At 41.1% G+C, this 17,210-nt stretch carries 17 protein-coding genes; 4 read left to right on the top strand and 13 right to left on the bottom strand.

Translation table 11 applies throughout. From position 1 onward, the window contains the following. Positions 1-35: 35 nt before the first annotated feature. The 5 genes from P8P68_RS00705 to P8P68_RS00685 form a co-directional block, all read right to left on the bottom strand. Positions 36-809, bottom strand: coding sequence for an HAD hydrolase family protein (locus P8P68_RS00705; protein ID WP_278275983.1), 774 nt, complete (start codon positions 807-809; stop codon positions 36-38). A 4-nt stretch (positions 810-813) separates the two neighbouring features. Then, positions 814-1,671 (bottom strand): bifunctional methylenetetrahydrofolate dehydrogenase/methenyltetrahydrofolate cyclohydrolase, encoded by an 858-nt coding sequence (locus P8P68_RS00700; RefSeq protein WP_278275982.1) that lies wholly within the window; start codon positions 1,669-1,671, stop codon positions 814-816. Between the two features lie 148 nt (positions 1,672-1,819). Beyond that, complete coding sequence (locus P8P68_RS00695; RefSeq protein ID WP_278275981.1) at positions 1,820-2,140, bottom strand: TfoX/Sxy family protein; 321 nt, start codon at positions 2,138-2,140, stop codon at positions 1,820-1,822. A gap of 33 nt (positions 2,141-2,173) precedes the next feature. Next, positions 2,174-2,908, bottom strand: a complete 735-nt coding sequence (locus P8P68_RS00690) for an amino acid ABC transporter ATP-binding protein (protein WP_000140925.1) — start codon at positions 2,906-2,908, stop codon at positions 2,174-2,176. Beyond that, positions 2,908-3,591 carry an amino acid ABC transporter permease gene (locus tag P8P68_RS00685; protein ID WP_001011622.1) on the bottom strand — a complete coding sequence of 228 codons (684 nt, stop codon included), beginning with the start codon at positions 3,589-3,591 and terminating at the stop codon, positions 2,908-2,910. The genes P8P68_RS00690 and P8P68_RS00685 overlap by 1 nt, the downstream gene beginning before the upstream one ends. Before the next feature lie 191 nt (positions 3,592-3,782). On the opposite strand from P8P68_RS00685, the gene P8P68_RS00680 reads away from it, so the two are divergent. The 4 genes from P8P68_RS00680 to P8P68_RS00665 all read left to right on the top strand — a co-directional run bounded on the left by P8P68_RS00680 (position 3,783) and on the right by P8P68_RS00665 (position 7,450). Beyond that, on the top strand, positions 3,783-4,013 hold the full coding sequence (locus tag P8P68_RS00680; protein WP_000443577.1) for a DUF1797 family protein: 231 nt from the start codon (positions 3,783-3,785) through the stop codon (positions 4,011-4,013). Between the two features lie 236 nt (positions 4,014-4,249). Then, the gene (locus tag P8P68_RS00675) at positions 4,250-6,508 is read left to right on the top strand and encodes an ATP-dependent Clp protease ATP-binding subunit (protein WP_125384664.1); all 2,259 of its coding nucleotides are present in this window, start codon (positions 4,250-4,252) and stop codon (positions 6,506-6,508) included. A gap of 130 nt (positions 6,509-6,638) precedes the next feature. Then, on the top strand, positions 6,639-7,091 hold the full coding sequence (locus P8P68_RS00670) for an NUDIX hydrolase (RefSeq protein ID WP_049478869.1): 453 nt from the start codon (positions 6,639-6,641) through the stop codon (positions 7,089-7,091). A 59-nt stretch (positions 7,092-7,150) separates the two neighbouring features. After that, complete coding sequence (locus P8P68_RS00665) at positions 7,151-7,450, top strand: DUF1827 family protein (protein ID WP_000767191.1); 300 nt, start codon at positions 7,151-7,153, stop codon at positions 7,448-7,450. Positions 7,451-7,517: 67 nt separating this feature from the next. Here P8P68_RS00665 and metK read toward each other — a convergent pair whose 3' ends face one another. The 8 genes from metK to P8P68_RS00625 form a co-directional block, all read right to left on the bottom strand. Further along, positions 7,518-8,708 (bottom strand): methionine adenosyltransferase, encoded by a 1,191-nt coding sequence (metK, locus tag P8P68_RS00660; protein ID WP_049478314.1) that lies wholly within the window; start codon positions 8,706-8,708, stop codon positions 7,518-7,520. Between the two features lie 221 nt (positions 8,709-8,929). Next, entirely contained in the window at positions 8,930-10,273 is a 1,344-nt protein-coding gene (locus tag P8P68_RS00655; RefSeq protein WP_008289134.1) for a DEAD/DEAH box helicase, read from the bottom strand. A gap of 132 nt (positions 10,274-10,405) precedes the next feature. Then, complete coding sequence (locus P8P68_RS00650) at positions 10,406-11,221, bottom strand: endonuclease/exonuclease/phosphatase family protein (RefSeq protein ID WP_278275980.1); 816 nt, start codon at positions 11,219-11,221, stop codon at positions 10,406-10,408. Between the two features lie 51 nt (positions 11,222-11,272). Then, positions 11,273-13,459 (bottom strand): PTS transporter subunit IIBC, encoded by a 2,187-nt coding sequence (locus tag P8P68_RS00645; protein ID WP_278275979.1) that lies wholly within the window; start codon positions 13,457-13,459, stop codon positions 11,273-11,275. 218 nt (positions 13,460-13,677) lie between these two features. Next, positions 13,678-14,604 (bottom strand): permease-like cell division protein FtsX, encoded by a 927-nt coding sequence (ftsX, locus tag P8P68_RS00640; RefSeq protein ID WP_000625553.1) that lies wholly within the window; start codon positions 14,602-14,604, stop codon positions 13,678-13,680. Continuing rightward, entirely contained in the window at positions 14,597-15,289 is a 693-nt protein-coding gene (gene ftsE, locus P8P68_RS00635) for a cell division ATP-binding protein FtsE (RefSeq protein WP_000022275.1), read from the bottom strand. The genes ftsX and ftsE overlap by 8 nt, the downstream gene beginning before the upstream one ends. 17 nt (positions 15,290-15,306) lie before the next feature. Then, a protein-coding gene (gene prfB, locus P8P68_RS00630) for a peptide chain release factor 2 (RefSeq protein ID WP_155991745.1) occupies positions 15,307-16,402 on the bottom strand; the annotation gives its coding sequence in 2 pieces (ribosomal slippage) (positions 15,307-16,329 and positions 16,331-16,402; 1,095 coding nt in all). Between the two features lie 110 nt (positions 16,403-16,512). Then, positions 16,513-17,169 carry a CBS domain-containing protein gene (locus tag P8P68_RS00625; RefSeq protein ID WP_000268644.1) on the bottom strand — a complete coding sequence of 219 codons (657 nt, stop codon included), beginning with the start codon at positions 17,167-17,169 and terminating at the stop codon, positions 16,513-16,515. Positions 17,170-17,210 lie beyond the last annotated feature (41 nt).

The raw sequence follows: 17,210 nt of genomic DNA, 5'->3' as shown, positions 1-17,210 counted from the left end.
TATACTACAAAAGGAGGGGCAAACCTCCTTCTACACTATTTTCCCTTAAATTCCGCAAAAGTCTGTAAGATTTTAGCTGCCACTGCTGGAGAAGGTTCTCCTTTTTGCTCTACCGTTTCATCTGCATATGGAGTAAGGCCAGCAAAATCGCCTATCTGAACTGAATAAAGAGATGTCTTAAACAGTTCAATATCGTTTTGGTCATTTCCAAAAGCGATGAAGTTCTCCCCACATAACTTTTCAACAGTTGTCGCCTTATGAGTATCCAAGGGATTAACATAAAGGCACTTTTCATGCTCATGATAAGACAGATGAGCCTGTCCTAGTCTTTCTAGCTGACCAAGCAGATCATCAAGCAAATCCTCATGGTCACCCATATAAACGACTACCTTAATCGGAGTACCCAAGTCCTCGAGTTTCTGATGACGAGCTACCTTTAGGGGATCCACACTGGAGAAAAATGGAATCTTCTCTACAATCTGACCACTATAGTCAAAGCAATCATCTACAAAGAAAGGGAGATTATAGGTCTGGCAATAATCCACTAGCGCCTGATAAACTCCAGCATCGAGATTTCTTTCATAGATAGCTTTCCCCAGATAATAGGCTACGCCACCATTCAAACCTATAACCAAACGCTGACTGAGCTCGGGACCTAACAAGCCCAAACAATCCCGATAAGAGCGAGCTGATGCAAATACAAGCTCATGCCCATAATCTTCAGCCTTTAAAAGAACCTGCTGAATCTCCACATCTATGGTCATGTAGTCAAAAGATAGCGTTCCATCCAGGTCAAATACGAATTTCATCTTTCTAGTCCTTGTTTAGTGTTCGAAGCGCTGCCTGATAGGTTTGCTCCATTAGCATGGTAATCGTCATAGGACCAACTCCACCCGGTACAGGTGTGATGTGACTAGCAAGTGGTGCAACAGCATCATAATCAACATCTCCACAAAGCTTGCCATTTTCATCTCGGTTCATCCCAACGTCAATGACAACCGCTCCTGGTTTGACAAAATCAGCAGTCACAAACTTAGCGCGACCGATAGCAACCACCAGAATATCTGCTTTAGCAGCAACCTTAGCAAGATGATGGGTGCGTGAGTGAGTCAAGGTCACAGTCGCATTCTTGGCTAAAAGAAGCTGAGCCATCGGTTTTCCAACAATATTTGAACGACCGATGACAACCGCATTTTTACCTTCTAGCTCAATCCCATATTCATGAAACATTTCCATAATTCCTGCAGGTGTCGAAGGAATCATAACTGGATGACCAGACCAGAGGCGACCCATGTTTAGGGGATGGAAACCATCCACGTCTTTTTCGGGGTCAATGGCTAATAAAACTGCCTCTTCGTCAATATGTTTTGGCAAAGGTAATTGAACCAAAATCCCATGCCAAGCTGGATCTTGATTGTATTTGGCAATCAAGTCTAACAATTCCGCTTGGGTAATAGTCTCTGGAACTCGCTTTACTTCACTACGGAAGCCAGCAGCAAGAGCTGAACGTTCCTTGTTGCGAACGTAGACTTGACTAGCAGGATTGTCCCCCACCAAAATCACCACCAAGCCTGGAACTAAACCTGTTTCTTCTTTTAGTTTAGCCGTCTTCTCAGCCAACTGTCCTTGTAACTTAGCTGCAAGAGCCTTCCCATCAATAATCTGTGCCATATCTCTTCTCTTTTCTATCAAATATCCTCTATTATATCAAAAAATAACTCGCCATTCTAACACTTCTTGCCTAATGGACCCTATAGTCTGAAACTATAAGAAAAAGCCCTTGTCGAGCTTTTATGCCTATTTATACTAGGTGAATCTGTCATGCTTTCTTTTTGACTTTTGGAGCCGGTAAGACTTCATACATCTCCTTGATTAATCTCATTAGAAATGATTTATCTTCAATGTCTTCTATCAAAATCATCTCCTTAGCTCCTTCATAAGGACGTTCAAGCCTAGTCTGTCCCAGTTGATCCCTGACCAGCTTCACAGGCTTCAGTAACAAACGATTATCATAGATTCCCCCAATAATCTTCCCACGATAATAAAGGATATACTCTCCCATCATTGGACGATAACTCATCTCCTCTAGCTCTGATAGCTGTTCGAGAATAAAGTTTAAATATTCTTTACTGGAAGCCATGATACCTACTCCATTTCTTCTAAAAATGAGGTCTTACAAAACCTTACTCAAAAATTCCTTGGTCCGTTGTTCTTTTGTTTGATCGAAAATCTCCTCTGGTGTTCCATCTTCGACAACAACCCCATCCGCCATAAAGATAACACGGTCTGCTACCTCACGCGCAAAGCCCATTTCATGAGTCACAATCACCATAGTCATCCCTGACTTGGCAAGGTCTTGCATAACAGCTAGAACTTCTCCAACCATCTCAGGATCTAGGGCTGAAGTCGGCTCATCAAAAAGCAAAACATCTGGTTCCATAGCAAGTCCACGTGCAATGGCAATCCGTTGTTGCTGACCACCTGATAAACTCTGAGGATAAGCCGTCGCCTTATCTGGCAAGCCAACTTTTTCTAACAGTTCCTGTGCTCTTTTCTCCGCAACTTCCTTGCTTTCACCTTTGGTTTTAATTGGTGACAAAGTGATATTTTCCATCACTGTCATATTGGGAAAGAGGTTGAATTGTTGGAATACCATACCCATCTTTTCACGCATAGCAAAAAGATCATTTTTCTTATCTGTGATATCAACTCCTTCAAAGATAACCTTGCCTTTACTTGCTTCTTCAAGGAGATTCATCGAACGAAGGAGAGTTGATTTCCCGCTACCTGACGGACCGATAATGACCACAACTTCTCCACGTTTAATCTCAAGATTGATGCCTTTTAAAACTTCATTTTTCCCAAAAGACTTATGTAGTTCTTCAATTTTAATCAAGGTTTCTGTCATTATTTCTTGTCTCCTTGTCCAATATGTTTTTCAAATGCTTTCAACGCCACTGTCAAAACAGAGGTCATAATCAAATAGTAAAAGGCTGCAAATAAAAGAGGAGTCAGCGGTAAATAAGTTGTTGTTGCTACTGTCGTTGCACCATTCCACAACTCCATAACCCCAATCGCAGACAAGAGGGAACTATCCTTGATAATGGTGATAAATTCATTTCCCAGAGCTGGAAGAATATTTTTGATAGCTTGTGGCAAAATGACATAACGCATGGCATTTTTCGGACGAATACCTAAAGAATATGCGGCCTCTAACTGCCCTTTAGGAACCGCATTGATCCCAGCACGAACAGTTTCTGAAACGTAAGCTCCACTATTCATAGAAATAATCAGAATACCAGGAATCAAACGAGAAAGATCAACTCCTAAAATTCCCACTTGGATAGTCGGAGCATTGATATGCATAAGAGCAAAGGCAATCATTATTTGAACCATCATCGGCGTCCCACGGAAGATCCAAACATACACATTTGCAAACCAAACGAGCGGTTTAAAGCGTGAACGTTGGGCAAAGGCCAGTAACACACCTATAATGGTCCCTAAGCAGACAACAAGGATAGAAATCAATACGGTAATCAGAGCACCATAGTTAAAATATGGTAAATACTTTGGTAAAAAAGAAAAATTCATATTCAATCAACTTTCTATGTATTAGATTGTATGATTATAACACGAATTGAATTAAAATGCAATATTTTTTCTCTAATTTTACCAATTAACTTGATAGAATAGAGAAATAGAGAGAAATCACAGTTTTTTTCTAGTCAACTACCTCTTGTTTATGGTAAAATAGAAACGATAAGAAATGGAGGAGAATCAAAATGGAATCACATTTGGTTAGAATCATTAACCGCCTAGAAGCAATGACAAAAGATGGTGGAAATCTAAAACGTAATTTTGAACGTGAAGGTGTTGTTGTCGCAGAAGTTGCATACAGCCACGACGAAGAAAATGGATCACTCTTCACCCTTCGCGATGTAGAAGCTCGTGAAACTTATACCTTTGATAGCATTGATTTAATTGCAATGGAGATCTACGAACTCCTTTACTAATATAAAAACAACGGGCAGTAAGTCCCGATGAATGAGAATCCTTTTTGTCACCACAAATGGGATTTTTTCTTACCTTCAAGCTGCTTAATTCTCCATAAATCCTTCTTTTAAAAACGACCACTTCCCAATCTTTTTACTTGCTTTACACCTTAATCATGCTATAATGAGAGTATAAAACTTTGACTATTCTTGACCTTTTTCTTAGACCAAGAATAAGAATGAAATGAGGTAGATGTATGCTCTGTCAAAACTGTAAAATAAACGACTCAACAATTCATCTGTATACCAATATCAATGGACAGCAAAAGCAAATTGATCTTTGTCAAAATTGCTATAAAATTATCAAAACAGATCCAAATAATACCCTCTTTAAAGGAATGACTGACTTAAATAATCATGACTTTGATCCATTTGGCGACTTTTTCAATGATTTGAACAATTTCAAACCTTCTTCTAATAACGTCCCTCCAACTCAATCTGGTGGGGGATATGGAGGAAACGGTGGTTATGGACCTCAAAACCGCGGCCCACTTCAAACACCTCCTAGCCAAGAAAGAGGACTCCTTGAGGAATACGGTATCAATATTACTGAGATTGCTCGTCGGGGAGATATTGATCCTGTTATCGGTCGAGATGAGGAGATTATCCGCGTTATCGAAATCCTCAACCGTCGAACCAAGAACAATCCTGTCCTCATCGGAGAACCGGGTGTTGGTAAAACAGCCGTTGTGGAAGGTCTAGCTCAGAAGATTGTCGATGGCGATGTTCCTCATAAACTTCAAGGCAAGCAGGTCATCCGTCTGGATGTGGTCAGTCTAGTCCAAGGAACAGGGATTCGAGGCCAATTTGAAGAACGTATGCAAAAACTCATGGAAGAAATTCGCAAACGAGAGGACATCATCCTCTTTATCGACGAAATCCATGAAATTGTTGGTGCAGGATCTGCTGGCGATGGCAATATGGATGCAGGAAATATCCTCAAACCAGCCCTTGCCCGTGGTGAATTGCAACTGGTTGGTGCCACTACTCTCAATGAATACCGCATCATTGAAAAAGATGCTGCTCTAGAGCGCCGTATGCAGCCTGTCAAGGTAGATGAACCAACTGTCGAAGAAACCATTATCATCCTTAAAGGAGTTCAAAAGAAATACGAAGACTACCATCACGTCAAGTATACTGATGCTGCTATCGAAGCTGCTGCAAATCTTTCCAACCGCTACATCCAAGACCGCTTCTTGCCAGACAAGGCTATTGACCTGTTGGACGAAGCTGGTTCTAAGATGAATCTGACACTGAACTTTGTTGATCCTAAAGTGATTGATCAGCGCTTGATTGAGGCTGAAAATCTCAAGGCTCAAGCTACACGAGAGGAAGATTTTGAAAAGGCTGCTTATTTCCGCGATCAGATTGCCAAGTACAAGGAAATGCAGAAAAACAAGGTGACCGATCAGGATACTCCAATCATCAGCGAGAAAACAATCGAACATATCATTGAGCAGAAAACCAATATCCCTGTTGGAGAACTCAAAGAAAAAGAACAGTCTCAGCTTATCCATCTAGCAGACGACCTCAAGGCCCATGTTATAGGTCAAGATGAAGCTGTCGATAAGATTGCCAAAGCCATCCGTCGTAATCGTGTTGGACTTGGAACTCCTAACCGGCCAATCGGAAGCTTCCTCTTTGTCGGACCAACTGGTGTCGGTAAGACAGAACTCTCTAAACAACTAGCCATTGAGCTCTTTGGCTCTGCTGACAGCATGATTCGCTTTGATATGAGTGAATACATGGAAAAACACAGTGTGGCTAAATTAGTCGGTGCCCCTCCAGGTTATGTTGGCTATGATGAAGCTGGTCAGTTAACGGAAAAAGTTCGTCGCAATCCTTACTCACTCATCCTTCTCGATGAGGTCGAGAAAGCCCACCCAGATGTCATGCACATGTTCCTTCAAGTCTTGGACGATGGTCGTTTGACTGATGGGCAAGGACGCACAGTTAGCTTTAAGGATGCTATCATTATCATGACCTCAAATGCGGGTACTGGTAAGGCCGAAGCCAGCGTTGGTTTTGGAGCTGCTCGTGAAGGACGTACCAACTCTGTTCTCGGTGAACTCGGTAACTTCTTTAGTCCAGAGTTTATGAACCGTTTTGACGGCATCATCGAATTTAAACCTCTCAGCAAGGACAACCTTCTCCAAATCGTCGAACTCATGCTAGCGGATGTCAATAAACGCCTCTCTAGCAACAATATCCACCTCGATGTGACAGACAAGGTCAAGGAAAAGTTGGTTGACTTAGGTTATGATCCAAAAATGGGGGCACGCCCACTCCGCCGTACCATTCAAGACCATATCGAGGATGCCATAACAGACTTCTACCTTGAAAATCCAAGTGAAAAAGACCTCAAGGCAGTTATGACAAGCAATGGCAATATTCAAATCAAATCTGCCAAAAAAACTGAGAAAACAGAAGAGATTGCTTCTGAAATAGAAGAATAAATCTATATAACAAGTGCAGAAAGTCTATCATTTTCTGCACCTTTTTTACTAAAATAAATGTAAAACCTTGACAGCTTGCCCCTCGTCCATTATGATAATAATAAAGACACTAGAGAATGAGGAAAAAGCAATGGCAAACCCAACTTATGGTGATAAAAAAGAGAATGTGACCTACCAGCCCCGCTATGGTGTGTACGCAGTTATTCCGGATGCGGAGAAAAAACAAATTGTCTTAGTTCAAGCTCCCAATGGTGCTTGGTTCTTGCCAGGTGGAGAGATTGAAGCAGGCGAAGATCATCAAGAAGCACTGAAGAGAGAACTAATCGAAGAACTTGGCTTTACAGCTGAGATTGGAACCTATTATGGACAAGCTGATGAGTATTTCTACTCTCGCCACCGTGATACCTACTACTACAATCCAGCGTATCTCTATGAAGCTATTTCTTTCAAAGAAGCACAAAAACCATTGGAAGATTTCAATCATATTGCTTGGTTCCCTATTGATGAAGCAATTGAAAAACTCAAACGTGGTAGCCATAAATGGGGAATTGAAGCTTGGAAAATCCAGCATGGAATTGGCTAAAATACACGATTTTATCCAAAAAAGTGCTATAATAGAGTTAGAAAATCGGAGGAACTATTATGAAGCTTATCAACACGACTAATTCACACTCGCAACTTGTTAAAAGCCAATTAGAAAGCACTGACGCAACGCTTGTTGAAGTTTATTCAGCTGGAAACACAGATGTGATTTTCACTCAAGCTCCGCTTCACTATGAAATCCTCATTTCCAACAAACACCGCGCTATTCGTGAACCAGAAATCGAAACCATCCAAGATTTCTTCATGAAACGCAAAATCGATAAAGATAATATCGATGAAGCCAATATCAAGACCCTTTATTCTGATAAATTGATTGAAATTTCTATTCCTACAAAATAAGAAGACCAGCCAGAAGCTGGTTTTCTTTTGCAAAAAAAGATTGGTAGTTTCTACCAATCTTTTATTTTTATTTTACAGCTTCTTTCAAAGCATCTACCTTATCTAATCGTTCCCATGGAAGGTCAATATCTGTACGTCCCATGTGTCCATAAGCCGCTGTTTGACGGTAAATTGGACGTTTAAGGTCTAGCATTTGGATAATTCCTGCAGGGCGAAGGTCAAAGATTTGACGCGCTGCTTTTTCAAGCTTGCTTTCAGCTACTGTTCCTGTACCAAAAGTATCGATACGAACAGAAACAGGCTGAGCCACCCCGATAGCATAAGCCAATTGTACTTCTGCCTTCTTAGCAAGGCCTGCTGCAACGATGTTCTTGGCAATGTAGCGAGCTGCATAAGAGGCTGAACGGTCCACTTTAGTCGCATCCTTACCAGAGAAGGCACCACCACCATGGCGAGAGTAGCCACCATAGGTATCCACGATAATCTTACGACCAGTCAAACCTGAGTCCCCTTGAGGTCCACCGATTACAAAACGACCAGTTGGATTGATGAAGAATTTGGTTTGCTCATCCAAGTAAGAAGCTGGGATCACCTCTTTGATGACCTTGCTAATCACATCATTGTGAATTTGTTCATTGCTAACTTCTGGATCGTGCTGAGTTGAAATAACGACTGTGTCCACACGTACCGGACGGTCATTTTCATCATACTCAACCGTAACTTGTGATTTAGCATCTGGACGGAGATAGCTGATTTCACCAGACTTACGAAGTTCTGCCAAACGACGAACCAACTTGTGGCTGAGTGAGATTGGTAAAGGCATGAGTTCTTCTGTCTCATCCACCGCAAACCCAAACATAAGACCTTGGTCTCCAGCACCAATCAAGTCAAGCGGATCTTGATCTGCATTCCCACGAACCTCCAAGGCTTCGTTAACACCTTGGGCGATATCTGGTGACTGCTCAACAAGTGACGGATGAACTCCCACTGTCTCCGCAGAAAAACCATACTCTGTATTGGTATAACCAATCTCTGCAATGGTATCACGAACCACACGGTTAATATCCACGTAGGCATTCGTAGAAATTTCACCAAAAACATGGACCGAACCTGTGTATACAGCTGTCTCAGCAGCAACGTGCGCATCTGGATCTTTAGCTAAAATAGCATCCAAAATCGCATCTGAAATTTGGTCTGCAATCTTATCTGGATGCCCCTCAGATACAGATTCAGACGTGAATAATTTACGTTCTGACATAAAAATGTCCCCCCTTAAAAAATATTGTTATAGAGTTACAAAGTACTGGTAAAAAATCTTATCCTCTACGGTTTCAACTCGAAAGAAAAATAGATCTTTCTACCACCTTATCGGGACTATATAACCTTATCATTATACCACTTTTTATTTTTTTTTGCAGTATTTTTAAAAATTCATAAAATGAAGTTAAAAAAAGGAGCCATTCAGCTCCAATTTTGTTCTTAAAATGTTTGGCGTTTGGCTTTACGCTCAGCACGGCCACGTGCACGATTTTCAGCACGCTTGGTTTTGCGACGTTTTTCATCCACCGCCCATTGAATCTTCTTCTTATAGCTTGGTTTGACTTTTTTCTTTTTCTTTTTAACCAAGCCAATCATTTCGATATCAAGCTTATCCTGCTTCTTTTCACGGTTGGCACGACGATCACGGTCATAGGTATCTTGGAACTCTCCGTCTTTGACCATCTTAGGAATAAACTTGATCCCTAATTTCTCCAACTCGCGGATATCCGAGTCATCGCTTGGCTGGTAAAGGGTAATAGCTGTACCAGGCAGTCCGTTGCGCCCAGTTCGTCCAACACGGTGAACAAAGAAAGACAAGTCTTGCGGAATGGCATCATTGATAACATGGCTGACCCCTTCAATGTCAATTCCACGCGCTGCCAAGTCTGTTGCAACAATGTACTCAAAATCCAGATTTTTCACCTGATTCATGATCCGTTTGCGTTCACGAGGAGCAATATCTCCATGAATCTTAGCTACCTTCAATCCTTGAGCAGTCAAGTAGGCATGTAACTCATCAGCACGCGTTTTTGTGTTAACAAAAATCATTGCCAAATAAGTCTGCATCAACTGAGTCAGCTGGTAAATTTGAGCGTTCTTGTCACGGCCCTTGGTAGAAATCAACCAATTATCGATCGTATCTGAGATAACTGTCTTAGTCTTGATTTTTTCCATGACAGGATTTGACAAGTATTTTTTCAAGAACGGTTGCAATTTTTGTGGAATAGTTGCTGAAAAGACCATGAACTGCAAGTCTTTTGGAAGGCTACCTGCAATCTTATCAACGGTTTCCAAGAATCCCATATCCAAGGTCATATCGGCTTCATCGACGACAAAGGTCTTGGCCTTGTGAATAGCTAAATCACCAGATTTGACCAAATCATAGATGCGACCTGGCGTTCCGATAACGATATGTGGTTGGTTGCTAGCAAGTTTTTCAATCTGACGCGCCTTATCCGTACCACCCACATAATTAACCACACGAACTTCGACATCTGAGTGAGCTGCAATCTGACGAGCTGCTTGGTAGATTTGAGTGGCCAACTCACGACTAGGTGCAGTAATGACTGCTTGCACACTATCGCTAGTTTCATCTAATTGCTGGAAAATTGGTAATAAGAAAGTATGAGTCTTTCCTGAACCAGTTTTTGACTCGCCCACCAAGTCACGACCTGCCAGTACAATAGGAATTAATTTTTCTTGTACCTCTGTTGGAGTTGTAAATTTTAACTCCTCCAAGGCTTCTACTATATAATTTTTAAATTGAAATTTCTTAAATGACATACTATCCTCGCTTCTATCCTTTCAATTATACCATATTTTGTCCCATTGCAGTAGTCCCATTTGAGTCTCAGTCCTGTAGTAAAGATTCAAGTAGATTAAAAGGTTGAAACTATCTGGTTCCAACCTCTTTCATTATTTCCAGGTCAATACAGCATTCAAACCATAATGATCGCTGACTTGTGGACTATTTTGACCATCAAAAACTACTTGTAAACTCTCTACTTCCAACTCTTTGGTCGTAAAGACGTAGTCGATTCGTAGTGGCTCGGTATTGCCTTTCCAACCATCAATTTCTGGTGGAACGGTGTAGCTACCACTTCTTTCTTTCGCAACTTCAAACGCGTCTTGTAATCCTAATGGGCTAGCTAAAATCGCTTGATAGCCTTCCTGACCAGCTGGATTATTAAAATCACCTGCTAAAATCAGAGGTTTGTTCAAATCTTTTAGTACAGCCTCAAATCGTGCCCATTCTTCTTGGAAACCTTTATCCCACCAAGAGAGATGAACGCTTGCAAGAGCCAGTTCCTTTCCTTCAACTTCTGTCTCAGCCAAGGCAACGCGACGAGTATGGTAGTCCGTTGGATCATCTACATCTGATACTAAAATCTCACGCGCCTTAATAGGTGTTTTGGATAAGATGGCTACGCCTTCATGGTAGCGGTCATAGCCAATATGATTGTAAGCCCAAGTCCAGTAGTAGTTTTTCCCTTTCTCAGCCAATTTTTCGACCAGAAGTCGGACATAGTGATCCTGATGAATGGGTTCTGCTGATGGTAAAGCTTGATAGTGATTGTTAACCTCTCCCTCAGGCGAAGTCATTTCTTGATTGATTTCTTGGAAACAAATCAAATCATAATCCTTATCAAGAATGTCTTGGAGTAAGATTTGGAATTTTTCCTCCGCTTCCTTCTCCATCCAACTGTGGGTATTGAGTGTTAGAAATTTCATGCTTTTCTCCTAAAACAAGAGGTTGGAAAACAGCTTCCAACCCCAAGTATATTACAATTCTACTTTAGCAACTGCTGTTTTAGCTGCAAGAGAACCTGTTTGTTCTAATTTAACTGATTTGAGGACATCACCATTTGTGAAGACAACCACTGTTGATGTTTTGCGTCCTGCTTCTCGAATAGCATCCAAGTCAGCTGTGACAAGAAGGTCACCAGCGACCACTTTTTGTCCTTCAGAGACATGAACAGTAAATGGTTTTCCTTCAAGACTTACTGTATCTAAACCAATATGAACAAGAACTTCGAGACCTGAGTCAGTGACAAGACCAAGAGCGTGTTTTGTTGGGAAGATACTTGATACAGTACCAGTAACTGGTGATACAATGTTACCATTTGTTGGTTCTACTGCAAATCCATCACCCATCATTTTTTGAGCGAAAACTGGATCTTCCACTTGTTCCAAGGCAACAACTTGACCGTCAGCTACTGAGTAAACATCCTCAGTTACACCCTTGTAATGTACAGTATTTTGTTGAGTTTCTGTCATTTGACTTGGAAGAGTTTCAGGAATTACTTCCCCTGAGTCAAGGATATCTTGGATATCAGATTTCAATACGTCAGCTTTTGGTCCGTAGATAGCTTGGACACCTTGTCCTTTCATGACAAGACCCATAGCTCCTTCTGCTTTCCATTGTTCCTCAGTACCAACGCGATCTGCGTCTTTAACAGTTACACGAAGACGAGTCATACATGCATCCACATCTACGATATTTGCACGACCGCCAAGAAGGTTAATGATATTTACGGCTTGAGAAGCTGCTGCAACTTTTGGAGTTCCAGGAGTTGCTTCTTCTGATGCTCCTTCAGCTGTTTCGTAGTTTCCGTTACGTCCTGGAGTTGCGTAGTTGAATTTTTTGATCATGAAGTTGGCAATGAAGTACATGATAACCGCAAAGAGAACAGTTACCCAGATAAAGTTAACGATATCCATACCAATACCAGCATTAATTGCCAATGGTGTACGAGTCAAGAATTCGATTGAACCGAATGAGTGGACACGAAGGTGAACAATATCTGCCATAGCAAAGGCAGCACCTTGAACTACTGAATAAACAAGGTAAAGCGGTGTTGCGATGAACATGAACATATACTCGATAGGTTCAGTAACCCCTGTCAAGAATGTTGCAAGGGCTGTCGCAATCATCATACCCTTGTATTGGTGTTTCTTGTCAGCATCAACATTGCGGTAGATAGCAACGATGACACCCATCAAGATACCAAATGAACCGATCATTTGTCCAACTTTGAAACGAGCTGGAGTGACTGTTGTAAGAAGGTGTTGGTATTGGTCAGCATTTGAACCTTTAAGGTTAACAAGGTCAGTTACCCATGCAAGCCAAAGTGGATCTTGACCAAATACTTGTGTTCCTTTTGCTGCACCAGTTAACACTTCGTATGTTCCACCAAGAGCTGTATAGTTCATTGGGATTGTCAACATGTGGTGAAGACCGAATGGCAAGAGCAAACGTTCCAAAGTACCATACAAGAATGGTGCAAGGACTGGAGCAGTTTCTTGTGAGTTGGCAATCCAAATACCGAAGTTGTTGATACCTGTTTGAACTACTGGCCAAAAGGCAGCAAGTAGAATTGCAGCAATAGCTGAACGAAGAATAACGACGAATGGTACGAAACGTTTACCATTGAAGAATGAAAGGGCATCAGGAAGTTTACGGAAGTTGTAGTATTTGTTATAAGCTGTTGCCCCAACAAAACCAGAGATAATCCCTACGAAAACCCCCATGTTAAGAGCTGGTGCCTCAAGAACGCTGATAAAGTAGTCAGCAACCTTGATTGAACCACCAAAGAAGGTATTAACCATTGCTTCAGGGTTTTTCAACATATCACCTGTAACACCGAAGATAGCACCTGTGATACGGTTAATCAAGATAAAGGCAAGTCCAGCTGCAAATGCACCACCTGCACGTTCTTTTGCCCAGCTTCCCCCAATAGCAAGGGCAAACAAGATATGAAGGTTACCGATAACCCCCCAACCAATTTGCTCAAGGATTCCACCTGTAATCACTAGAGGAGCAAGGTTTGGGTCAATCATCACGATTGATTTACCGATTGAGATCATCAATCCCGCCGCTGGCATAACGGCGATAACCACCATTAAAGCCTTACCGAATTTTTGCCAAAATTCGAAAGACAAGACATTTTTGAATGTAGCTTTCATCATTCAAATCTCCTTTATTTTATTTAGGCAAACGTTTTACGAAAACGTTTGCATTTGGTTATGTATTAATTATACCACTTTTATTTTTTTTGTAAAGGCTTTTATAAAAAAATTGTCTATTTTTTTAAAATTTAAAAAGGAAAAAGAGAAGTTTACAAAAACTTCTCTTTTAAATATGTATTATTTTTCTGATTTGTACTGCAATTTGCATTTAAATCCAACTAGATTTTCAAGAATCGACGCATCGAAATCCCTGAACCAATTGAACCAATAAAAATTCCGATTATAAATAATAGGACTGTCATCAGAGGGATAAACACATCTGGCGTAATCATTGACAAGTTTTGACCTACCAAAGATTTATTGACCGATTGATAAACCATATTGTAAACAAAGAATACAAGGACTGAAGGAATTGCTGCACCGAGCAAGCCAATAAAAGCACCTTCTAGCAAGAATGGACCACGGATATAGCCATTTTTCGCTCCTACAAGACGCATGATCTGAATCTCACGACTACGTGAAATAATGGTGATACGAATGGTATTGGAAATGAGGAAGACTGCGATAAAAATTAAGAGCCCTGCAATTACCAATCCCCAAACACGGATAAAGGAAGCTAGTTCAAAAAGTCGTTGAGTGTTGGCTCCACCATCTTGAACTTCTGAAACTCCCTCGATTTTCTTAGCTTCTTCAGCTACCGTTTTAACATCACTCGGAGAATTTGTGTCGACGATATAAGCATCATAGAGAGGGTTTGCATCCCCTTCAAAGACCTTCCAATCGTCACCCATTGTTTCCGTTAGTTTTTCGTACTGTTCTTCTTTACTTGAGAAGGTAACACTCTTAACAGCAGGTATAGCTTTCAAAGCATCATAGACCTTGTGGTAGTCATTGTTGGTAACTGTCTGACCTTCTTTTTCAATCGTTTCACTGTTATCAGCTACATCCTTACGAATGTAAACCATGACCCGAACGTTGTTTTCAATGTCGGTAGCCAGTTTTGCTGTATTAAAAATTACAGATGCAAACAGGGCAACGAGTGTTAAGGTAATCATAACCGAACTCACTGCTGCTACTGTCATCCAGCCATTTCGTTTTAAACTTTTTAATGATTCAAATAAATGGCGAAAAAATCTACTAATCATCGTATCCATATTCTCCTTTAGCTTCGTCACGAACGACACGGCCATTTTCAATGGCAATGACACGGTGGCGCAAGGTATTTACAATCTGGCTATTGTGGGTTGCCATCAAGACAGTAGTACCTTGGAGATTGATGCGTTCCAACAGATTCATAATTTCCCATGAATTATCTGGGTCCAAGTTTCCTGTTGGCTCATCAGCAATCAATACCTTAGGATTGTTGACAATCGCGCGAGCAATCGCAATCCGTTGCTGCTCTCCACCTGAGAGTTCATTAGGGAAAGAGCGAACCTTATGTTTCAAACCAACCAGGTCCAATACTTCCATAACACGTTTTTTGATGTTGCGACGGCTCTCACCGATTACTTCCATTGCATAGGCAATATTCTCATAAACAGTCTTCTTAGGCAAGAGTTTGTAATCCTGAAAGACTACCCCGACACTACGACGTAGCAGTGGGACATCTTTCTTCTTAATTTTAACTAAATTAAAGCCTGCAACTGTTAGGCTTCCTTTTTCAATCTTTACTTCTCGGTATAAAGCTCGAATAAAGGTTGACTTACCTGCCCCAGAAGGTCCTACGATATAGGCAAACTCTCCTGGTTCAATGGTAACAGATACACCACGCAGGGCAGTCGTTCCATTGTCATACTTTTTGACAACATCTCTCATTTCAATGATTGACATATGAGTTCCTTTCTATCTTAGCTGATTCGCCACTTGAGGTAGGCATCGATAAAACCATCAAGGTCTCCATCCATCACCTTATCTACCTGAGCAACTTCAAAGCTTGTACGATGATCTTTTACCATAGTATAAGGCGTGAAAACATAAGAACGGATTTGGCTTCCCCATGTGATTTCTTTTTTCTCACCTTTAAGGGAATCAACTTCCGCAGCTTTCTTTTCTTGCTCCATTTGATAGAGCTTAGCCTGCAACATCTTCATGGCACAATCTCTATTTCCATACTGGGTACGATCGACCGTTGATTGGACGACAGTTCCCGTAGGAATGTGTGTCAAACGCACACCTGTTGAAACCTTATTGACGTTCTGTCCACCAGCACCACCTGAACGGAAGGTATCCATTTTGATATCATCTTCACGAATCTCCACTTCGATGGTATCATCCAACTCAGGCATAACCTCTACGGATGTAAAGGAAGTATGGCGGCGTTTGGCAGAGTCAAATGGCGAGATTCGCACCAGACGGTGCACACCCATTTCCGATTTGAGAAGACCATAAGCATTAGGTCCTTCAAATGATAAAGTTACCGACTTAATACCAGCCTCATCACCTGCTTGGTAATCCAAGACTTCTACTTTAAAGCCTTTGGCATTTCCATAACGAGTGTACATACGAAGTAACATATCTCCCCAGTCCTGTGCCTCAGTACCACCAGATCCTGGATGGATTTCCAAGATGGCATTATTATGGTCATAAGGTTCTGACAAGAGAAGGGTCATCTCGTAGCTGGTCATCATCTTATCCAGTTCTGTCAACTGTTCGACCAGTTCATCATGGACTGACTCATCTTCTGCTAAAAAGTCCAATAAAATCTCAACTTCATCCTGCAACTCTTCCATTTTACGGAAGGTGTTGTAGGTGTTTTTTAATTCATTCAATTCTTGCGACGTTTTTTGGGCCGCGATATTATCGTTCCAAAAATCAGGTTCTGTCATCTTGTTTTCTAAGATGGCAATCTCTTCCTCTAAGCCTTCGAGGTCAAAGAGACCCCCTAAAAGAAGCTAATTTTTCACGATTTGCGTCAATTTTTTGACGAATTTCTGAAATGTCCATAGATACTCCTTTTCATATCGTTTTATTATACCATAATCTCTCATTTCTTTCCATATTTTGCTTTTCACCGCTTTTGACGGCAGAAGAAAAGAGGCTTTAAAGCCTCTTGTTTAAAGGACTTTGGCAGAGGTATGAGTAATCTCCTCCACTTGAATTCCTTCTTTTTCAAACTTTTCCTTTAATGCAGTCAAATCGATTTTTCCATCAATTTGAACTTCGATGACGACCTTGCCATCCTTACGTGGAATGTTTACAGTATGGGAAATATTTAAATCCTCTTCTACAATTAAAGCTACAATTTTCCCCAGTACTCCTACTTCATTTTCTGTAATGAAACGAACACGAATCCCCTCTTCTCCGTATCCGGCGATTTCCAAGAAAGCCTGAAAAACATCGCGATCTGTAATGACGCCGTAGACCTGATGATTGTCTACGACTGGTAATATCCCAATTTTATTTTTCAGCATCAGGTAGGTCGCATCTTCTAGACTAGCATAGCCAGAAACCGTCACGACATCTCGAATCATTACATCTTTTACTTTGGTTTTATTCAGAAGATAATTCATCTCATAGATAGAGAGACTGGTTGCTTTAGATGGGCTGGCTTCCGCGATGGTTCCTTCTGTTACCAATCCGACTAATTGATCGTTTTCGATAACAGGTAAACGGTGCAAACCTTGCTCGCGCATCAAATCTGCTGCGTGTGCTACAGTCGTATCTGGACTGATATAAACTACCTTACGGGTCATAAAATCTTTAACTGCCATGAGACTTCTCCTTCTATATTGCTACTTTTATTATACACTTT

The organism is Streptococcus sp. D7B5 (assembly GCF_029691405.1).
Lineage (GTDB): Bacteria > Bacillota > Bacilli > Lactobacillales > Streptococcaceae > Streptococcus.
Note: the sequence above shows the minus strand (reverse complement) of the source record. Positions and strands in the feature narration are given on the sequence as shown.